Source organism: Vreelandella titanicae BH1 (assembly GCF_000336575.1).
GTDB classification, from domain to species: domain Bacteria; phylum Pseudomonadota; class Gammaproteobacteria; order Pseudomonadales; family Halomonadaceae; genus Vreelandella; species Vreelandella titanicae.
Map to the genome: position 1 here is coordinate 49,733 of NZ_AOPO01000002.1, position 16,755 is coordinate 66,487.

Here is a 16,755-nt window from a genome sequence, read left to right on the forward strand (position 1 = left end):
TAAATACCTTGGAGTAAACCCCCATGGCAGTTCAACAGAACCGTAAAACTCGTTCCAAGCGCGGCATGCGTCGCAGCCACGATGCGCTGACCGCTCCGACTCTGTCTCAGGACAAAGAAACTGGTACGACTCACCTGCGTCACCACGTTTCTCCAGACGGTTTCTACCGTGGTCGTAAAGTGGTTGAGGTATAAGCCTCAATTGCATTACTAAGCGGCTAAACGGACTCAGTGCGGTATGCGCTTAGCGATTGATGTGATGGGGGGTGACCAAGGCCCTCATGCGATTATCGCAGGCTCCGCAAGGGCGGTGTTAGAACACCCCGGTCTTGAGCTGGTTCTGTTTGGCCCGCGTCAGCAGATTATTGCTGAGCTTTCGCGCTTGCCGCAGCCTCTGGCTGCGGCAACGTCACGTTTGGTGGCGCGTGATTCGCCCGATAGCGTAATGCCGGGGTCAACAGCGGCCTGGGCGTTGCGCAGAGGCGAGGCAACGAGCATGGCGCACATGCTGCAGTGTGTCGCCCAGGGTGAAGCTGTGGCTGGTGTCAGCGCAGGCAATACGGCAGCGCTTGTTGCCTTGGCAAGGCGCGAACTGGGGATGGTCGAGGGGATTTCCCGTCCGGCAATCAGTACCGCGATCCCAGCCCGCCAAGGGCGCCGCTGCTATTTGCTGGACTTAGGCGCCAACGTGGATTCCCCTGCCCATCGACTGGTCGATTTTGCACTGATGGGGGCGGCGATGGCGCAGTGTATCGATGGCACTGCGGTGCCGCGCGTGGCGCTACTCAACGTTGGCGCTGAAGCCACCAAGGGGAGTGTGAGCGTACGTGAGGCTGATCGTCTGCTGCGCGAGTATGCCAGTGGTAGTGCTTTCGACTATCAAGGCTATGCTGAGGGTGGCGACCTGTTTAAAGGCCAGCTTGATGTGGTGGTGTGTGATGGCTTTGTGGGCAACGCTGTCCTCAAGGCGAGCGAAGGTTTGACGAGTATGTTGGTTGAACGCGTGCAGATGGCGTTTGAGTCGCGCCTAAGTGGTCGTTTGGCAAGCCTACTGGCCAAGCCTGTGTTAAAGCGCTTAAAGCAAGAGCTTGATCCCGTGCGCTACAACGGGGCCAGTTTATTGGGGTTGCGCGGTATCGTAGTGAAAAGTCACGGCAGTACTCATGCCGATGGGTTTTACTACGCTATTCATCGCGCCCTGCAGGAAGTAGAACATAACTTACCTGCGCGGATCGCAGGCCGCTGGCAAGCGCCATCAAGTGAAAACGATGGCACAGGCCAGCCATGATCAGATAATAACGATTTAACTTTTTTGCGGGTTTATAGGTGGCATCAGGATGTGCCAATAACCTCGCCTATCGCTCATATGAGCAAATGCCTACAAGAGCAAAGGTGAACGACATGTCTCAACCCCTTGCCCTCATTTTTCCCGGGCAAGGCTCTCAGCAGCTTGGAATGCTGCGAGAGCTTGCCGAGCGCTATAGTGTGGTGGGAACGACATTTGAGGAAGCGTCGGATGCTTTGGGCTACGATTTGTGGAAAGTCGTCCAAGAAGGTCCCGAAGAGTCGCTTAATGCAACCGCTTGCACCCAGCCTGCGCTGCTTTCTGCCAGCGTCGCCATTTGGCGTGTGTGGCAAGAACTGGAAGGGCCGCGGCCGACAGTGATGGCGGGCCATAGCCTAGGCGAATACAGCGCTATGGTGTGCGCAGGCGTCATGAGCTTTGCCGAAGGCGTCAACTTGGTACGTCTGCGCGGAGAAGCCATGCAGGCGGCAGTGCCTGCTGGCGAAGGCGGCATGGCGGCGATCCTGGGCTTGGCAGACGATGCGGTTGAAGCCGCCTGTGAAAAGGCTGCCCAGGGCGACGTTGTTTCAGCGGTCAACTACAATTCCCCAGGGCAAGTGGTGATAGCGGGCTCTAAAGTAGCCGTTGAGCGAGCTATTGTTGCTTGCCAGGAGGCCGGTGCCAGGCGTGCCATGGCATTGCCGGTTTCCGTGCCTTCGCACTGTGCATTGATGCGCCCTGCGGCCGAGCGCCTGGCAGAGGCGATACAAACTATCGAGCTGCGGGCGCCGCGCTACAGTGTCATCCAAAACGTCGATGCCCAGGCCCATGCCGATACCGCGACATTGAGCACGCGGCTAGTCGAGCAGCTCTATCAGCCGGTGCGTTGGAGCGCCTGTGTTGAATCCATGGCGGATCAAGGCGTGGAGGTGTTCATTGAGTGCGGGCCAGGAAAGGTGTTGACTGGCCTCAATAAGCGTATCGTGAAGGGTAGCAAGGGATTGGCGGTGAATGATCCTGATAGTTTGGAAGCTGCGCTTGAGCTGGCGCGTGAAACCTTGGCTGATAAGGCGTGACCAAGAGAGATTGCAATCCACTATCCTTGCTTGATTACACGGTTAGAGGCAGAACGTTATGACACAAGAGAGTAGAGTTGCCCTGGTAACAGGGGCGAGTCGTGGTATTGGTCAGGCCATTGCTCGCGAGCTAGGTCGCCAGGGCCGTATCGTCATTGGCACCGCGACCAGTGAGTCTGGCGCTGAAAAAATTGATGCCGATTTGAAAGAGCACGGCATTGAAGGGGCAGGTCTATGTCTTAACGTGACCGACCAGGCCAGTATCGATAGCGTATTGAAAACGATTACTGAGCGCTTTGGTGCGCCGACTATTTTGGTCAACAACGCGGGTATCACGCGTGATAATCTGCTGATGCGCATGAAAGAAGATGAGTGGGATTCCGTCATGGATACCAATCTGAAATCTGTCTATCGCGTTAGCAAGGCGTGTTTACGGGGTATGACCAAGGCGCGGTTTGGGCGTATTGTGTCGATTAGTTCTGTAGTGGCAACCATGGGCAACCTGGGCCAAACTAACTATGCTGCAGCTAAGGCCGGTATGGAAGGTTTTAGCCGCGCGCTAGCGCGTGAGGTCTCCTCTCGTGCGATTACGGTTAACGCAGTGGCACCGGGCTTTATTGCGACTGATATGACCGAAGCGCTACCTGAAGCACAGCACGAAATGCTGCTTAAGCAAATTCCGCTGGCCCGTTTAGGGGCGCCGGAAGAGATCGCCGCAGCAGTGGGTTTTTTGACCAGTGATGCAGCCGGTTATATCACTGGCGAGACGCTTCACGTGAATGGCGGCATGAATATGCGTTGATGGCCTTGGGCTTGGCGGTTGCGTCTACCCAAGGGCGTCTATAAACTACCCCGCAGCTTTTGGCTTGCGGTTTCCAAATAGCTGGTTATCAAAAACGGCTAATGTGAACGACTGGAGTACGTTAATGAGTACTATTGAAGAGCGCGTTAAGAAAGTTGTAGCAGAGCGCCTGAACGTTAAAGAAGAAGACATCCAAAACAGCTCTTCTTTTACAGAAGACTTGGGTGCTGATTCGCTCGACACCGTTGAGCTGGTCATGGCTTTGGAAGAGGAATTCGATACTGAAATTCCCGATGAAGAAGCTGAGAAGATCACCACGGTTCAAGAAGCCATCGATTACGTGAACGCCCACCAGTAAGGGCTGCGTCGATGCATCGAACCAGGGTGGGGTGCTAGCCACCCGCCTTAAAAGCCGTCCTTTTCCAGGACGGCTTTTTTGCTTTGCTGCCACAATGCTTATAACGTTCAATCTCCGTTATACTGTTGACCAAATTTAAGCAGCAAATGACCCAAGTGGGTCGCGTCACCATGGATGCCTGGAGGAAAGCTGATGGCACGGAAAAGGGTAGTGGTAACTGGGTTAGGCCTGGTGACCCCAGTGGGTAATAGCGTTGATGAGTCGTGGGCCAACATTGTGGCCGGTAAAAGCGGTATTACGCCTATTGAGCATTTCGACACCAGCGGTTTTAACACTCGTTTTGGTGGGTCGATCAAAAACTTTGATATTAGCCCGTATCTGAATCCTAAAGATGCCCGCAAGATGGATCTGTTTATTCAGTACGGAATGGCGGCGGGCGCCCAAGCGGTAGAAGATTCGGGGATTGAGTGCACCGAAGAGAATGCCGATCGCATCGGTGTGGCTATCGGCTCAGGCATTGGTGGCCTACCCATGATTGAGCATAACCACAACGCACTCAACAAAGGTGGCGCTCGCAAGATATCGCCATTCTTCGTGCCGGGCTCTATCATCAATATGATTTCGGGCAATATGGCGATTCAGCACGGCTTCAGAGGCCCGAACATTGCCATTACGACTGCCTGCACCACCGGTACTCATAATATTGGTTATAGCGCACGCACCATCGCCTATGGCGATGCGGACGTGATGATCTGTGGTGGGGCTGAAATGGCCACCACGCCGCTGGGCCTGGGTGGTTTTTCTGCGGCTCGCGCGCTCTCTACGCGTAATGACGATCCACAAGCGGCAAGCCGCCCTTGGGATACCGACCGTGATGGTTTCGTGTTATCCGATGGTGCCGGTGTGCTGGTGCTTGAGGAGTATGAGCACGCCAAGGCGCGGGGTGCCAATATCTACGCCGAGCTGGTGGGCTTTGGTATGAGCGATGATGCTTATCACATGACTTCACCGCCGGAAGATGGACGTGGCGCAGCGCTCTCCATGCGCAATGCGATTAAAGATGCCCAGGTTGACGTTTCTTCGGTTCACTACATCAACGCCCATGGTACCTCCACTGCGGCAGGCGATCTGGCCGAAAGTCGTGCCATTGAGAACGTCTTGGGTGGCGCTGCAAGCAGCGTGGCAGTGAGCTCCACCAAATCGATGATTGGCCACCTGTTGGGCGCCGCCGGTGCGGTAGAGGCGGTGTTTAGTATTCTGGCTATTCGTGATCAGGTCGCGCCGCCCACGATTAATCTGGATAACCCGCAGGAAGGCTGCAATCTGGACTATGTGCCGCATACTGCGAGGGATATGCGCATTGATATGGCGCTTTCAAATTCCTTCGGTTTTGGTGGTACCAACGGCTCGCTGCTATTTAAGAAGGTGTAGTTAGCGATGCTGACGCCTACGTTATGTGATGATCAATCTGTGCCGTTTGATGATCGTGGGCTGGCGTATGGTGATGGTCTGTTTGAAACGGTGCTATTACGTACGGGAAAGCCGGTGCTATGGCGCTATCACAGGGAGCGTCTGGCACAAGGTTGTCATCGCCTGGGGCTACCGTTACCTTGCCAGGAGGCCCTTGACGCCACTTGGCAAGGCGATCCCACTGCTGAGTTCGAAGTGCTTAAGCTGATACTGACCCGAGGCAGTGGCGGGCGTGGCTATGCCCAGCCCGATCAGATCACGCCGCGGCTGCTCAGTCGTCGAACGCCGTTTCAACCGTCGGTTAAGCGCTGGCAGGAAGGCGTGACAGTGCGGCTTTGCGATTTGCGGCTGGCCCGTCAGCCTCGGTTGGCAGGTATCAAGCACCTAAATCGACTGGAAAACGTACTGGCCCGCCAAGAGTGGGGCGATGCCACTATTGCCGAAGGATTGCTCGCCGACAGTGAAGGCCTTGTGGTAGAAGCCACCAGCATGAATGTTTTTTGGCAGCAGGCGGGAAAAGTGTTAACGCCTCTCCTTGACCAGTGCGGTGTGGCTGGCACGTTGCGTGCTGCATTGCTTGAACACGGTGCCGTCGCTCAGGCGTCGCTGACGCTTCATCAACTTGCTGATGTCGAGCGGCTATGGGTGGCCAACTCTGTTCAGGGTGTATGGCCTGTTACCACCTTGCTTGCCGCGGATGGTTCACTGCTGCAGCGCTGGCCTCTGAGTCAGCCTGACCCGTTCCAGCGTTTGGCACATCAGCTATTGGGCGTTGTTTAAACGCCAGTGTTTAGATATCGCTCTGCAATTTTTTAGAGGTGTCATGGTGAAACGGTTATTAACCGCTTTATTGGTGTTAGTAGTGGTTGGGGCTGCAAGTGCAGCAGGCGGTTATTTCTATTGGCAGAGCCGATTAGAGGCACCGCTAGCGCTCGATGAGCCAATGCTTTACCAAGTGCCCTCTGGTGCGGGCTTTAATCAGGTCGTGGCGCAATTGGAAGAGCAGGGCGTGCTGGAGGATGCTTGGGCGTTTCGCTTGCTAGCGCGGGTCGAGCCGGAACGCGTGCCGCAACTGCGTACCGGCGAGTATCAGCTATTGCCGAATATGAGCGGTCTGGAAATGATGGCACTGCTGGGTAGCAATAAGGTGGTTACCTACTCGCTGACCATTCCTGAGGGGTGGTCTTTTCGGCAGATGCGCGAATTACTCAATGCGGCGCCGAAACTCGACCACCGCACGGCGGAGTTGAGCGATGCAGAGGTGATGACGTTACTCGATCGAGAAGGCACCTTTCCCGAGGGCTGGTTCTTTCCCGATACCTATCGCTATCATCTGGGTATGAGCGATGTCGATATCCTGCGCCAGTCATTGGAGCGGATGGAGCGCATTTTGGAAGAGGTGTGGGAGGAGCGCGCGGACGACCTAACCATTGACTCCCCCTACGAAGCGCTGATTATGGCCTCCTTGATCGAGCGGGAAACCGGTGCGCCCGAGGAGCGGCGCGAAATTGCCGGTGTGTTCAAGCGCCGCATGGAGCAGGGCATGCGCCTGCAAACCGACCCGACGATTATTTACGGTATGGGGGAGCGTTATGAAGGGCGAATTACCCGCGCCGATATTCGCGAGGCCACGCCCTATAACACTTACGTCATTGACGGCATACCGCCCACGCCGATTGCCATGCCTGGGCGTGCCTCCTTGGAGGCAGCGGTGAATCCACTGCCTGGCGAAACGCTCTATTTCGTTTCCCGTGGCGATGGCACGCACCATTTCTCGCGTACGCTGCGGGAGCATAACAATGCCGTTAATCGCTATATCCGCAATCGCTAATCGCCATGACACATCACCCATGATTGATGACCACTGTAAGGGAGCATGATGAGTAAGCGTGGACGCTTCATTACGCTGGAAGGCGGCGAAGGTGTGGGTAAATCCACCAATGTGGGCTTTGTGGCCGAGTGTTTGGAGGCCCAGGGGTTGGAAGTGGTGCGTACCCGCGAGCCGGGCGGCACCGTTCGTGGTGAAGCTATTCGCGCACTGTTACTGGATCCTGTCCCCCAAGAGCCGCTACATGTCGACGCTGAGCTGCTGCTAATGTTCGCCGCGCGAGCGCAGCACTTGGCGGAAAAAATACTCCCCGCCTTGGCAAGAGGGGCGTGGGTAGTGTGTGATCGCTTTACCGATGCCACCTTTGCCTATCAGGGCGGGGGGCGGGGCATTCCCAAGGAGCGTATCGCCGTGCTGGAGAATTTTGTTCAGCAGGGGCTCTCTCCCGATTTAACCCTACTGCTCGATATGCCCAAAGAGGCTGCAAGACAACGCTTAGAGTCGCGCCTGCGTGATCGCCATGAGCAGCTTGATCGTTTTGAACAGGAGCAGGCTGACTTTTTCCAGGCTGTGCGGGATGGCTATTTGGCACGAGCGGAAGAAGCGCCCGAGCGCTTTGCGGTGATCGATGCACAATACACACTGGATAAGGTACAAAGCCAAATCCGACAAGTCCTATTAACAAAGGTCGCGGCATGGCGTTAACCGGCGTAATGCCGTGGCACCAAGCCACCTGGCAGCATTTGACCCGCTTGGCTGATGGTGGACGGATGCCCCACGCGTTGTTAATTCACGGCGCCCACGGCGTGGGTAAGCAGCAGTTAGCGGAGGCGTTAATTGCCCGAACGCTATGCGCCTCGCCCGCTGATCAAGCCTGTGGCCATTGCCATAGCTGCTCGATGCTGGAATCGGGCTATCACCCGGATCTGCTGCGGGTTTCACCAGAAGAGGGAAAGCGCCAAATCCGCATTGACCCTATCCGCGAGGTTAATCGCTTTGTGTCGCAAACGGCTCAGCAGGGCGGTTATCGAGTGATTGTGGTTTCCCCCGCCGAGGCAATGAACGTTGCCGCCGCCAATGCGCTGCTCAAAAGCCTTGAAGAGCCCGGTGACAAAACCCTGTTTATTCTGCTTTCCGACGTGCCGTCGCGGGTGCTGGCGACGATCCGTTCGCGCTGTCAGCAGTGGTCACTACCCAGCGTTGCCTTTGAGGCGTGTCGTGGTTGGTTGATTGAGCAATTGGGCAGCACTGACGAAGCCTACTTCTGGTGGCAGGTAGCGGGTGGGCTACCACTGCTCGCCGTGGAGCTGGCAGCGCCCGAAGAGCGCGCTTTACGCCATCAAATTCACGACAGTTTCGAACAGCTGGTGCGCGGGGCCGAGCCCGTTTCAGAGGCGGCCCGTCTGGATCGCCAGGCGATTGATGCCATCTTGTGGTACGGTATCGCCTGGCTGGAAGACCTGATTCGTCTAGGTTTGTCTGGGGAGGCGGCGGTGTTGCATAACCCTGATTTAGAACCGCTCTACCGCCAGGCGGTGAAAAATGGTCGTGTTCAGGATTGGTTTCGCCTGCTCGATTATGCCCGCGAGCAGCGACGGTTGTTGGCGGTGGGGGCAAACCCCAATCCTCAGCTAGTGCTTGAAGCATGGCTGGTGCGCTGGGCGGCGCTGCTGCGTTCATAGTGGTGTTTATTCAATCCCCCACGGCTGTTCAAAACAGTGCAGCGAGGTCGTCATGGCAGCTCAGAAAGCGCTCTCTCTTACCGTTCCGGATGTTCCGACACTGCTTTCCGCGTATATGCCTTTTCTGGATCGCGGGGGGATTTTTGTACCTACTCAAACCCCTTACGCACTTGGCCAGCAAGTGTTTTTGCTGCTTACGCTGCCGGGTGAAAGCGAGCGCCTTTCAATTACCGGCCAGGTGGTGTGGGTATCTCCAGAGGGGGTGAGTGGCCGCCGTATGCCAGGCATTGGCCTTCACTTCAGCCAGCAGGACTATCCCGTGCGTGACCGCATTGAGGCGCTGCTTGCCGGTCAATTAGATAAAGCAGCTCCATCGTTCACGCTCTGAATGCCATTTTTCTGATCCAGTCGTTATGGCCTACCTGTTTTGACCTATTTGTTGAGAACCGTATGTTTGTTGATTCACACTGTCACTTAGATCGTTTATCCGACCAGACCCATGGGGGCGATATTGCCGCCACTTTGGCCGCCGCCCGCGCTGCCCATGTCAGCCAATTTCTTGCTGTAGCGGTTACCCTAGAAGACATGCCGCAGCTTGCGGCCATTTCACGCGAACATCACGATGTGGCGATTTCCGCTGGTTTGCACCCCCTGCACCACAGTGAGAATGAACCCAGCGTTGCCGATATAAAAGACACCGCTGAGCAGTATGGTGCGGTGGCAATCGGCGAAACTGGCCTGGATTACCACTATCGCGACAGCGTACCTATCGAGATTCAGCACGAGCGCTTCAAGCGTCACTTAATCGCCGCGCGTGAGTTAGAACTGCCGGTGATTATTCATACCCGCGAAGCCAAAGAGGAAACCTTGGCCTTGCTACGTGAATATAGCGACCCGCGAGTGGGCGGTGTATTACACTGTTTTACTGAAGACTTGGCGATGGCCCGTGAAGCGGTGCGGCTGGGTTTTTATATCTCGCTGTCTGGCATTATTACTTTTCGAAACGCCGCTCCGCTGCGTGAACTTGCCCGTCAACTGCCGCTGGATCGCCTGCTGATTGAGACCGATAGCCCTTATCTAGCACCCGTTCCTCATCGCGGCAAGCCCAATGAGCCCGCGTGGGTGGTGCAAGTAGCTGAGTGCATCGCCAAGGAGCGAGGTATCAGTGTCGATGAAGTGGCCATGCAGACGACCGCTAACTTTTATCAGCTTTTTCGTGCCGCCGCTCCCGATGCCCCGGAACACGTTAAAGAGGCGTTGGCCCACTCAGGGCTTCTATAGCCTGAAGTGCCTTGAATACGCTCAAGCGAGGTGGGTGAGATGAATATTGATCGATTGCTGCAGCAAGGTAATGGAGATGAAGGGCGCACTGGCGCTATTCCTCCACTCGATGAGTGGCAGCCTGCGCTCTCTGGCGATATGAACATCATCATTCACGCCGATGGTCGCTGGTCGCACGAAGGTCAGCCGTTTGCCCGACCCAAGGTGGCACGCCTATTGGCAACGCTGCTGCGCCTGGATGACGAGGGTTACTGCCTGGTTACGCCGGTAGAGCGCTGGCGAATAAAGGTCGAAGACCTGCCATTGGTGGCGGTAGAGGCTGACTTCCGTGACGGTGCCTGGTGGTTTACCACCCAGTTTGACGACGTTGTTCGCTTAGATGCCGAGCATCCGCTCACCGTCACCTCAACCCCCCAAGGTGAGGCGGTGCCACAGCTGCCAGTGCGTTTTGGGCTAGCTGCCCGCTTGCACCGCAATGTCTATTACCAGTTGGTTGAGGCGGCTGAAAGCCGTGATGTGGCCGGTGGCAAGAGTGAACTGGGGCTAACGAGTGCCGGTCAGTGGTTTGCGCTGGGTCAGGTGGATGATGAATTACTTGGCGAGGCGCCGTGAAGTTAACTGCTGAACAGCAAGCTGTTGTTAATCATCAGGCCGGGCATGCGCGCGTGGCAGCGGTGGCCGGGGCAGGCAAAACCACCACCATGGCCGCTCGGGTGCTGCATCTATTGGCCAGCGGTGTACCGCCAAAACGTATTTTAGTGCTGATGTTTAACCGCTCAGCAAAGGATGATTTTCAGCGTCGTTTAGCCGCAATGGCACCTGCCGGGCAGGCATTGCCCGATGTCCGCACCTTCCACTCCCTGGGGCACCGCTTGACTCAAAGCTTATGCCGCTGGGGGGCGCTAGCGCCGCGCCAGCTATTATCCGCCGATTGGCAATTAGAGAGGCTGCTTCGTCAGGCAAGTATTAATGTACTGCGTGATGCCGTTGAGCGCCGAGATGCTGCTCTGGAAGGGGATCGGCTAGAAACCTTAGCCCACTTTTGCGGCTTGGTTAAAGCAGAAATGATCACCCCAGAGGCGCTCTATGAGCGGCTGAATTTTGATCCAGACACCGACTATTTCCCAGCGGCGTTTGCCGAAGCAGAGAGGCTATTGGAAGCGGAAGGCGTGATGACTTATGCCGATCTGCTTTATCGTCCGCTGTTGGCGCTAGAAGCAGATAGTGCTTTACGTGGTCGCGTCGAAGGGTTCCTCGACCATGTCATTATTGATGAGTATCAGGATATTAACGCCGCACAGCAGCGACTTTTATCTGTGTTGGTGGGCACTCGTGCCGAGGTAATGGCAGTTGGCGATGCCAACCAGTGTATTTACGAGTGGCGCGGTGCCAAGCCCGACACCATGCTGGAAAATTTCGCCGCCACCTTTGGCGAAGCGACCGATTACCCACTATCAACCACCTTCCGGCACGGTCATGCGTTGGCGCTGGCTGCTAACCATGCCATTGCCGCTAACCAGCGGCGTCCTAATCAGCTATGCCTTGCAGCGGCTAATAACCCGGAGACCCGCGTCTCAGTCGGGCAGGGGAGCCGTTTGCTACTTGATGCGTTGATGGACTGGCAGGCCCAGGGACGAGCGTTTAACGAAGCTAGTTTGCTGGTACGGAGTTGGGCGCTTTCGGTGCCGTTTCAACTGGCGCTGCTACAAGCAGGGATTCCATTTCGGCTTCAGCGCGAGGATCGTTTTGTGTTTCGTCTGCCGCTGGTGCAGGCCTTGGCGGGCTATTTAAAGCTGTCGCGTCGTCCAGATCTTCTTCGCGACCCGCAGCAACTGTTACTGCTGCTTTCACAGCCGACCCCCTTCGTTGCCCGTGAGCGGCTTCAGCGCTTGGCGCACCAACTGGCGACTACTCAGCAGTGGCCCGAGCGGCATGACGCCATGTTAACGGCGTTAAAGCCGATCCAGAGGCGCACGCTGAAAAAGCGCTGGCTGCTGCTTTGTGAGTTGCCACAGCTGAGTGCATGGCCACCCGCGAAGTTGCTACGCCATGTGGTGGAAAGCATTGATGCTGAAAAAACGCTTAAGCGTGCGGCAGCGCGGCGGGATAAAGGCGAAGAGGATGTGCGCTTACTTGACGTGCTGATCGAACAAGCGCAAAGCGTGCAAGACCCGGATGCCTTTATCGAACTTCTTGAGCGCCCGGTAGAAAATCAGGCGGGTGGTGTGCTGATTAGCACTGTGCACGGGGCCAAAGGGCTGGAGTGGCCACTGGTAGCGGTAGTCGGTGTTAACGAAGAAGACTTTCCTCACTATAGCCGCGATAACCCGCTCAGCGATGAGCGGCTTGAGGAGGAGCGGCGGCTCTTCTACGTGGCAATTACCCGCGCCCAGGAGCAGCTATTAGTGCTTCATGATGGGGGCGTGCACCGGCCGAGTCGCTTTATTGCCGAAAGCGCCTGGCAGGATAGCATGCGGGTTGCCTCCTGCTTGGCCAGTACCAGTGCGCCCGCGGCGACCCTGCAAGTGACATCGGTGGGCCTGGTTGAACGCTATCTGATGCGGCTGGGGCGAGACGATATTGCGCTTGCGCCGGCACAGGTTGATGAGGTCAAAGCAGGTTATTCAGCAGAGGCGAATTTCTACCCTGGTCAACGGCTTCATCACGCGGTATTTGGCGTAGGCGAAGTGGCGGCGGTGGAGGGAAGCGCCAGCGACCCGGTCATTGATGTGCGTTTTGATCAGGCAGGGCGAAGGCGACTCATTGCCCGCCGCGCACCCATTGAGCTACTCGAAAATGGCTCAACGCTTGCTGGGTAAGTCATTGATTTTCTAATAGTACACACTCTTTCACATTTGAACTCAAATTAAGCTTTAGAGCTGTTTGACTTAGCATCGCCCTGCCGATTTAATACCCACACTTCTACCGAGTTAATACTCAGCAGCTCATAGTATATAACTAATGAAATAGGGAACGAGCATGGTAAGGCAAGTCACTTGGCTTTGCGCCATTTTGATCGTTACCCAAAGCGGCGCCTTGCTTGCTGATAACTCCCTACCTAATCTTGAATTCAATGGTTTTGGCACGCTGGGGGTCGTTCACTCTGACGAGCAAAATGCTGACTTCATTAATGACCCTTTTGCTTCACAAGGTGCTGGATACAGCCATGATTGGAGCGCAGAAGTTGATAGCCGCTTAGGGCTTCAAGCTACGCTGCATCTCACGCCTAAACTGTCCTCGGTTGTTCAAGTAGTCAGCGAGAAGCGGTATGACGGCTCTTACGCACCTGAGATTGAATGGGCGAATGTTCAATACGACATTACCCCTAATCTTAGTTTCCGCGTTGGGCGTATGGTGCAGAGCTCATTCATGGCTTCTGAACATCGTAAAGTTAATTACGCCACTCCATGGGTGCGGCCTCCGCAAGAAGTTTATCGTCTAATGCCGGTGGCTAATTTTGACGGTGTTGATATGCGCTATCGATACCCAGTAGGGGAGACTACCAATGAATTGCAGTTGAATTTTGGTGGTGGCAGCGTTGATTACTCAACGGGTAGTATCGACGCCAGCGATTCCTGGGGCGTTTCTCACCGTACTCATTGGGGGGATGCCACCCTGTTCGCCAGCTACGGCGAACTGAAAGTAAGCGCAGATGAACTCTCACAATTTTTCGATGTTTACCGCCTCTTTGGTCTACCCGGTGAACAGCTTGCTAGCCGCTACGAAGTTGATGGTAAGCGTACGAGCCTGCTGAGTTTAGGGTTAGGTTATGACCCTGGGTCATGGTTTGTTATGGGCGAGTGGGCACGCTCTTCGTCGCCTTCTCTGTTAGGGGAGAGCGAAGGAGCCTACATGACGTTAGGTTACCGTGTCGCCGAGTGGACACCGTATGTAGGTGTGGCGCGAGCAAAAGTCACCAGCAATACGTCAGAGCCTGGGCTAAATGCTGCCCTGTATCCATCGCCCTTTGCAGAAGGTGCCCAGCTCCTTAACGGGATGTTGAATGAGCTACTATCCAGCGGAATACAGCAAGAAAGCATAACGGTTGGTGCACGCTGGGATTTCAGACCGGGTATGGCTCTTACGGCCCAATATGATCACATCGATATGCGCTCAGGGACATCAGGGGGGCTGATTAATCAACAGCCCGAGTTTACCCCAGGTGGACGTATTAACCTGTTCAGCCTTTCGCTCGACTTTGTGTTTTAAGGAGAGTGGCCATGCTTAAACGTCTAACTGGATCCGGAATCAGCCTCTTATTGGGGGCGATGTTGAGCATGACTTATCATCCTGCTTCAGCCGAAGTATTGGTGGTGGTATCAGCCGAGGCGCCTTTTACTCGCCTTACCAGCAGCGATTTAAGGGATGTTTATTTAGGGCGCCGCACGCTAATAGTTAACGGAGCACAGGTGGTGCCCTTGGATCTGACTGAAGGTACGGCAGCGAGAAGTGAGTTCTACACCCGCTACACGGGGCAAACCCCTGCGCAGATCAAGGCACACTGGGCCAGGCAGATATTTACCGGGCGAGGGCAGCCGCCCCAAGCGCTGGCTAATAGTCGCGCAGTGGTAGAGCGATTAGTCAGTGATGCAAAAGCACTGGGCTATATAGACCCTTCCTTTCTTGATGAGCGTTTGAGAGTGGTGACAATTGAGTAGTCTCAATGATCCAAGAGGCCCGAGCCGGGTCAGCTCATCCAGAGCCTTTATTCATCGATGGTCACATCATCTTGTAGAGCCACTGGTACTCTTCAGCATCGTGGCTTTTATGATGTTATTGGTTATATGGGGAAGTACTTATTTTTTAGTCAATAAAGAGCGTATGTCCATTGAGCGTCAGGCAGAGCTGTCCGTGGGTGAAATCACCGACACCTACGAAGCAAGGGTTGTAAGGGCCCTCAGGGAAATTGACACGACACTGAAGTTAGTACGTTTTACCGCCAATAGCAGCAATCACTCGAGCGTGCTCAGTGTGTTAAATGAGCAGCGGCTGCTGCCTCCCGCACTGCTTTTTACCATCAGTATTGTTGATTCGCAGGGCATGGTTGTTGAGACCACTGATCCTGGGCTGCTTGGGCAGCGCCTAACGCCTCCTGCGCAAGCAATGCTGGACGATGATTACTTAGCCGTGGGAGAAAAGGATGCTAACCAGATTACCTTTACTCGGCCATTAAGGCCTGAGCAAGAATCTGCGCAAGGGGGAGGCTCAGGCTGGGTCATCATCGCTATTGATGCCAATTACTTTGTGAGCAGTTATGAAGTTCGATCTTTGGGCCAGCAGGGCATGCTGGCACTCGTCGGTGCGGATGGCATCGTACGGGTCAGGCGTTCTGGAGATGTGATCCATTCAGGCGAGTTAATGGATATAGGAGCCTGGAAAAGTAGCACACTGGATGCTGTTAGTGCGCCCTTTATGACCCACTGGCAAGGGGTTGAGCGTTACACACTGGTGCGCGAGCTGTATGATTTTCCACTCTCGATCGTGGTAGGGCTCTCTGCCCAGGAGCAGTTGGCCGCAGCTCACCAGCTTGCGCGAAACTATTGGCAGCGGGCCGGTTGGACTAGCGGCCTGCTACTCATCATTCTGGCTATACTCGGTCGTTTGAGCTGGCAACTTCAGTGGGCGCGGCGGCGGGTAATGGAAGAGCGTGTATCACATGCTCAGCAGGTCGAACACTTAGCTTTCCATGACACGCTAACCGATTTGCCTAATCGAGCCTTTTTGAGCCACTTGATTACTCAGGCCGTGAAGCTTGGCGGTCGCCATAGTGAATCCTTCGCGCTGCTTTTCTTGGATCTTGACCGCTTTAAGTTAATCAATGACACCTTGGGTCACGATGCCGGAGACCATCTCCTGCAAGAAGCAGCAAGTCGACTGACCACTTCGGTGCGTGAAAGTGATGTCGTCGCTCGGTTAGGGGGCGATGAATTTGTCATCCTTTTGAGTAAGGTTAGTCGACGAGACCAGATTGAGCCCATCGCCCAAAAAATTCTTTCAGCCATCAGAGAGCCCTTTATGCTAGCGGGCCAGGAGTGCCATGTCTCGGTAAGTATTGGTGTCTCGCTGTATCCGTTTGACGGGCTTGACGAGCAAACATTAATGAAAAGCGCTGATATGGCGATGTATCAGGCGAAGCTGCTGGGCAAAAACACTGTCCAGTTCTATACCGATGAATTAAGTGCGGAGATGGATGTGCGTTTAACCTTGGAGTCTGGCCTGCATCGTGCGCTTGTGAGTCATGAGTTTAGGTTGTTCTTCCAGTCAAAGCATGACGTCGAAGTAGGTAGCACGCTTGGCATGGAGGCATTGCTTCGTTGGCAGCATCCAACGCTTGGATTGCTGGAACCCGCCCAATTCATGCCCCTGGCTGAAGAGAGCGGTTTGGCCATGCCTATCGCTCAATGGGTGCTCGAAAATGCCTGTAGGCAAAACATGCTGTGGCAACAAGAAGGGTTTCCCGCATTAACGATGGCGGTCAAGATTTCTGCACGCCAATTTTACGACAACAGCTTTGTGGAGAGTATCAAGGAGGCATTAGCCACTACTGGAATGGATCCCTGGCTACTTGAGTTGGAAATGACAGAGAGCATGCTGCTGCAGGATGTTCAGCGTACGGCGAGTCTCTTTGCCGAGATTAAAAAACTCGGGGTTAAGATAGTCATTGACGATTTTGGTACAGGGTATTCTTCTTTATCTGACTTAAACGCTTTGCCTGTCGATACGTTAAAAGTAAGTTCTTCTTTGGTTAAGCGCTTATCAGGCACTCGTCGCGACCAGCAGTTATCGTCATCGGTCATTGAGTTGGGTAAACGTCTAGGGATGCAGGTGTTCGCGAAAGGGGTCGCTTCTCATGAGCAGTCCCATTTCATAGGCAGCCACTCCAGTCTCCCTTTTCACGGCTTTTATAGTAATAGACCGTTATCAGCAGAGGAGAGCTGTCAAAGGGAGAAATAGCCCAGACAGACACCGCTTAC

General features: G+C 55.0%; 17 protein-coding genes. All 17 read left to right on the top strand.

Going from position 1 to position 16,755, the window contains the following annotated elements; translation table 11 throughout:
* Positions 1-23 precede the first annotated feature (23 nt).
* Positions 24-194 carry a 50S ribosomal protein L32 gene (rpmF, locus tag HALTITAN_RS04750; RefSeq protein ID WP_007114757.1) on the top strand — a complete coding sequence of 57 codons (171 nt, stop codon included), beginning with the start codon at positions 24-26 and terminating at the stop codon, positions 192-194.
* 43 nt (positions 195-237) lie between these two features.
* Positions 238-1,287, top strand: a complete 1,050-nt coding sequence (gene plsX / locus HALTITAN_RS04755) for a phosphate acyltransferase PlsX (protein ID WP_009286412.1) — start codon at positions 238-240, stop codon at positions 1,285-1,287.
* A 113-nt stretch (positions 1,288-1,400) separates the two neighbouring features.
* A complete protein-coding gene (fabD, locus tag HALTITAN_RS04760; protein ID WP_027959111.1) occupies positions 1,401-2,360 on the top strand; it encodes an ACP S-malonyltransferase in 960 nt (319 codons plus the stop codon).
* Positions 2,361-2,418: 58 nt separating this feature from the next.
* Positions 2,419-3,162, top strand: coding sequence for a 3-oxoacyl-ACP reductase FabG (gene fabG, locus HALTITAN_RS04765; RefSeq protein ID WP_009286414.1), 744 nt, complete (start codon positions 2,419-2,421; stop codon positions 3,160-3,162).
* Positions 3,163-3,286: 124 nt separating this feature from the next.
* Entirely contained in the window at positions 3,287-3,520 is a 234-nt protein-coding gene (acpP, locus tag HALTITAN_RS04770) for an acyl carrier protein (protein WP_008956801.1), read from the top strand.
* 192 nt (positions 3,521-3,712) lie between these two features.
* Positions 3,713-4,951, top strand: a complete 1,239-nt coding sequence (gene fabF / locus HALTITAN_RS04775) for a beta-ketoacyl-ACP synthase II (protein WP_022523874.1) — start codon at positions 3,713-3,715, stop codon at positions 4,949-4,951.
* A 6-nt stretch (positions 4,952-4,957) separates the two neighbouring features.
* Positions 4,958-5,770: an aminodeoxychorismate lyase gene (gene pabC, locus HALTITAN_RS04780; RefSeq protein ID WP_009286416.1), complete on the top strand. Its 813-nt coding sequence runs from the start codon at positions 4,958-4,960 to the stop codon at positions 5,768-5,770.
* A 43-nt stretch (positions 5,771-5,813) separates the two neighbouring features.
* Positions 5,814-6,821 carry an endolytic transglycosylase MltG gene (mltG, locus tag HALTITAN_RS04785; protein WP_022523872.1) on the top strand — a complete coding sequence of 336 codons (1,008 nt, stop codon included), beginning with the start codon at positions 5,814-5,816 and terminating at the stop codon, positions 6,819-6,821.
* Positions 6,822-6,869: 48 nt separating this feature from the next.
* On the top strand, positions 6,870-7,523 hold the full coding sequence (gene tmk, locus HALTITAN_RS04790) for a dTMP kinase (RefSeq protein ID WP_022523871.1): 654 nt from the start codon (positions 6,870-6,872) through the stop codon (positions 7,521-7,523).
* On the top strand, positions 7,514-8,500 hold the full coding sequence (locus HALTITAN_RS04795; RefSeq protein WP_027959113.1) for a DNA polymerase III subunit delta': 987 nt from the start codon (positions 7,514-7,516) through the stop codon (positions 8,498-8,500). Before tmk ends, HALTITAN_RS04795 begins: the two co-directional genes overlap by 10 nt.
* Before the next feature lie 52 nt (positions 8,501-8,552).
* Entirely contained in the window at positions 8,553-8,888 is a 336-nt protein-coding gene (locus HALTITAN_RS04800; protein ID WP_022523869.1) for a PilZ domain-containing protein, read from the top strand.
* A 62-nt stretch (positions 8,889-8,950) separates the two neighbouring features.
* On the top strand, positions 8,951-9,781 hold the full coding sequence (locus tag HALTITAN_RS04805) for a TatD family hydrolase (protein WP_009286419.1): 831 nt from the start codon (positions 8,951-8,953) through the stop codon (positions 9,779-9,781).
* Positions 9,782-9,820: 39 nt separating this feature from the next.
* Complete coding sequence (locus HALTITAN_RS04810) at positions 9,821-10,393, top strand: DUF1285 domain-containing protein (protein WP_027959114.1); 573 nt, start codon at positions 9,821-9,823, stop codon at positions 10,391-10,393.
* Positions 10,390-12,600, top strand: a complete 2,211-nt coding sequence (locus tag HALTITAN_RS04815; RefSeq protein ID WP_009286421.1) for an ATP-dependent helicase — start codon at positions 10,390-10,392, stop codon at positions 12,598-12,600. Before HALTITAN_RS04810 ends, HALTITAN_RS04815 begins: the two co-directional genes overlap by 4 nt.
* Before the next feature lie 160 nt (positions 12,601-12,760).
* Positions 12,761-13,990, top strand: a complete 1,230-nt coding sequence (locus HALTITAN_RS04820; protein ID WP_009286422.1) for a hypothetical protein — start codon at positions 12,761-12,763, stop codon at positions 13,988-13,990.
* Positions 13,991-14,001: 11 nt separating this feature from the next.
* Positions 14,002-14,439 carry a hypothetical protein gene (locus HALTITAN_RS04825; protein WP_022523865.1) on the top strand — a complete coding sequence of 146 codons (438 nt, stop codon included), beginning with the start codon at positions 14,002-14,004 and terminating at the stop codon, positions 14,437-14,439.
* A gap of 109 nt (positions 14,440-14,548) precedes the next feature.
* On the top strand, positions 14,549-16,735 hold the full coding sequence (locus HALTITAN_RS04830; RefSeq protein ID WP_217920567.1) for a putative bifunctional diguanylate cyclase/phosphodiesterase: 2,187 nt from the start codon (positions 14,549-14,551) through the stop codon (positions 16,733-16,735).
* Positions 16,736-16,755: the final 20 nt, after the last annotated feature.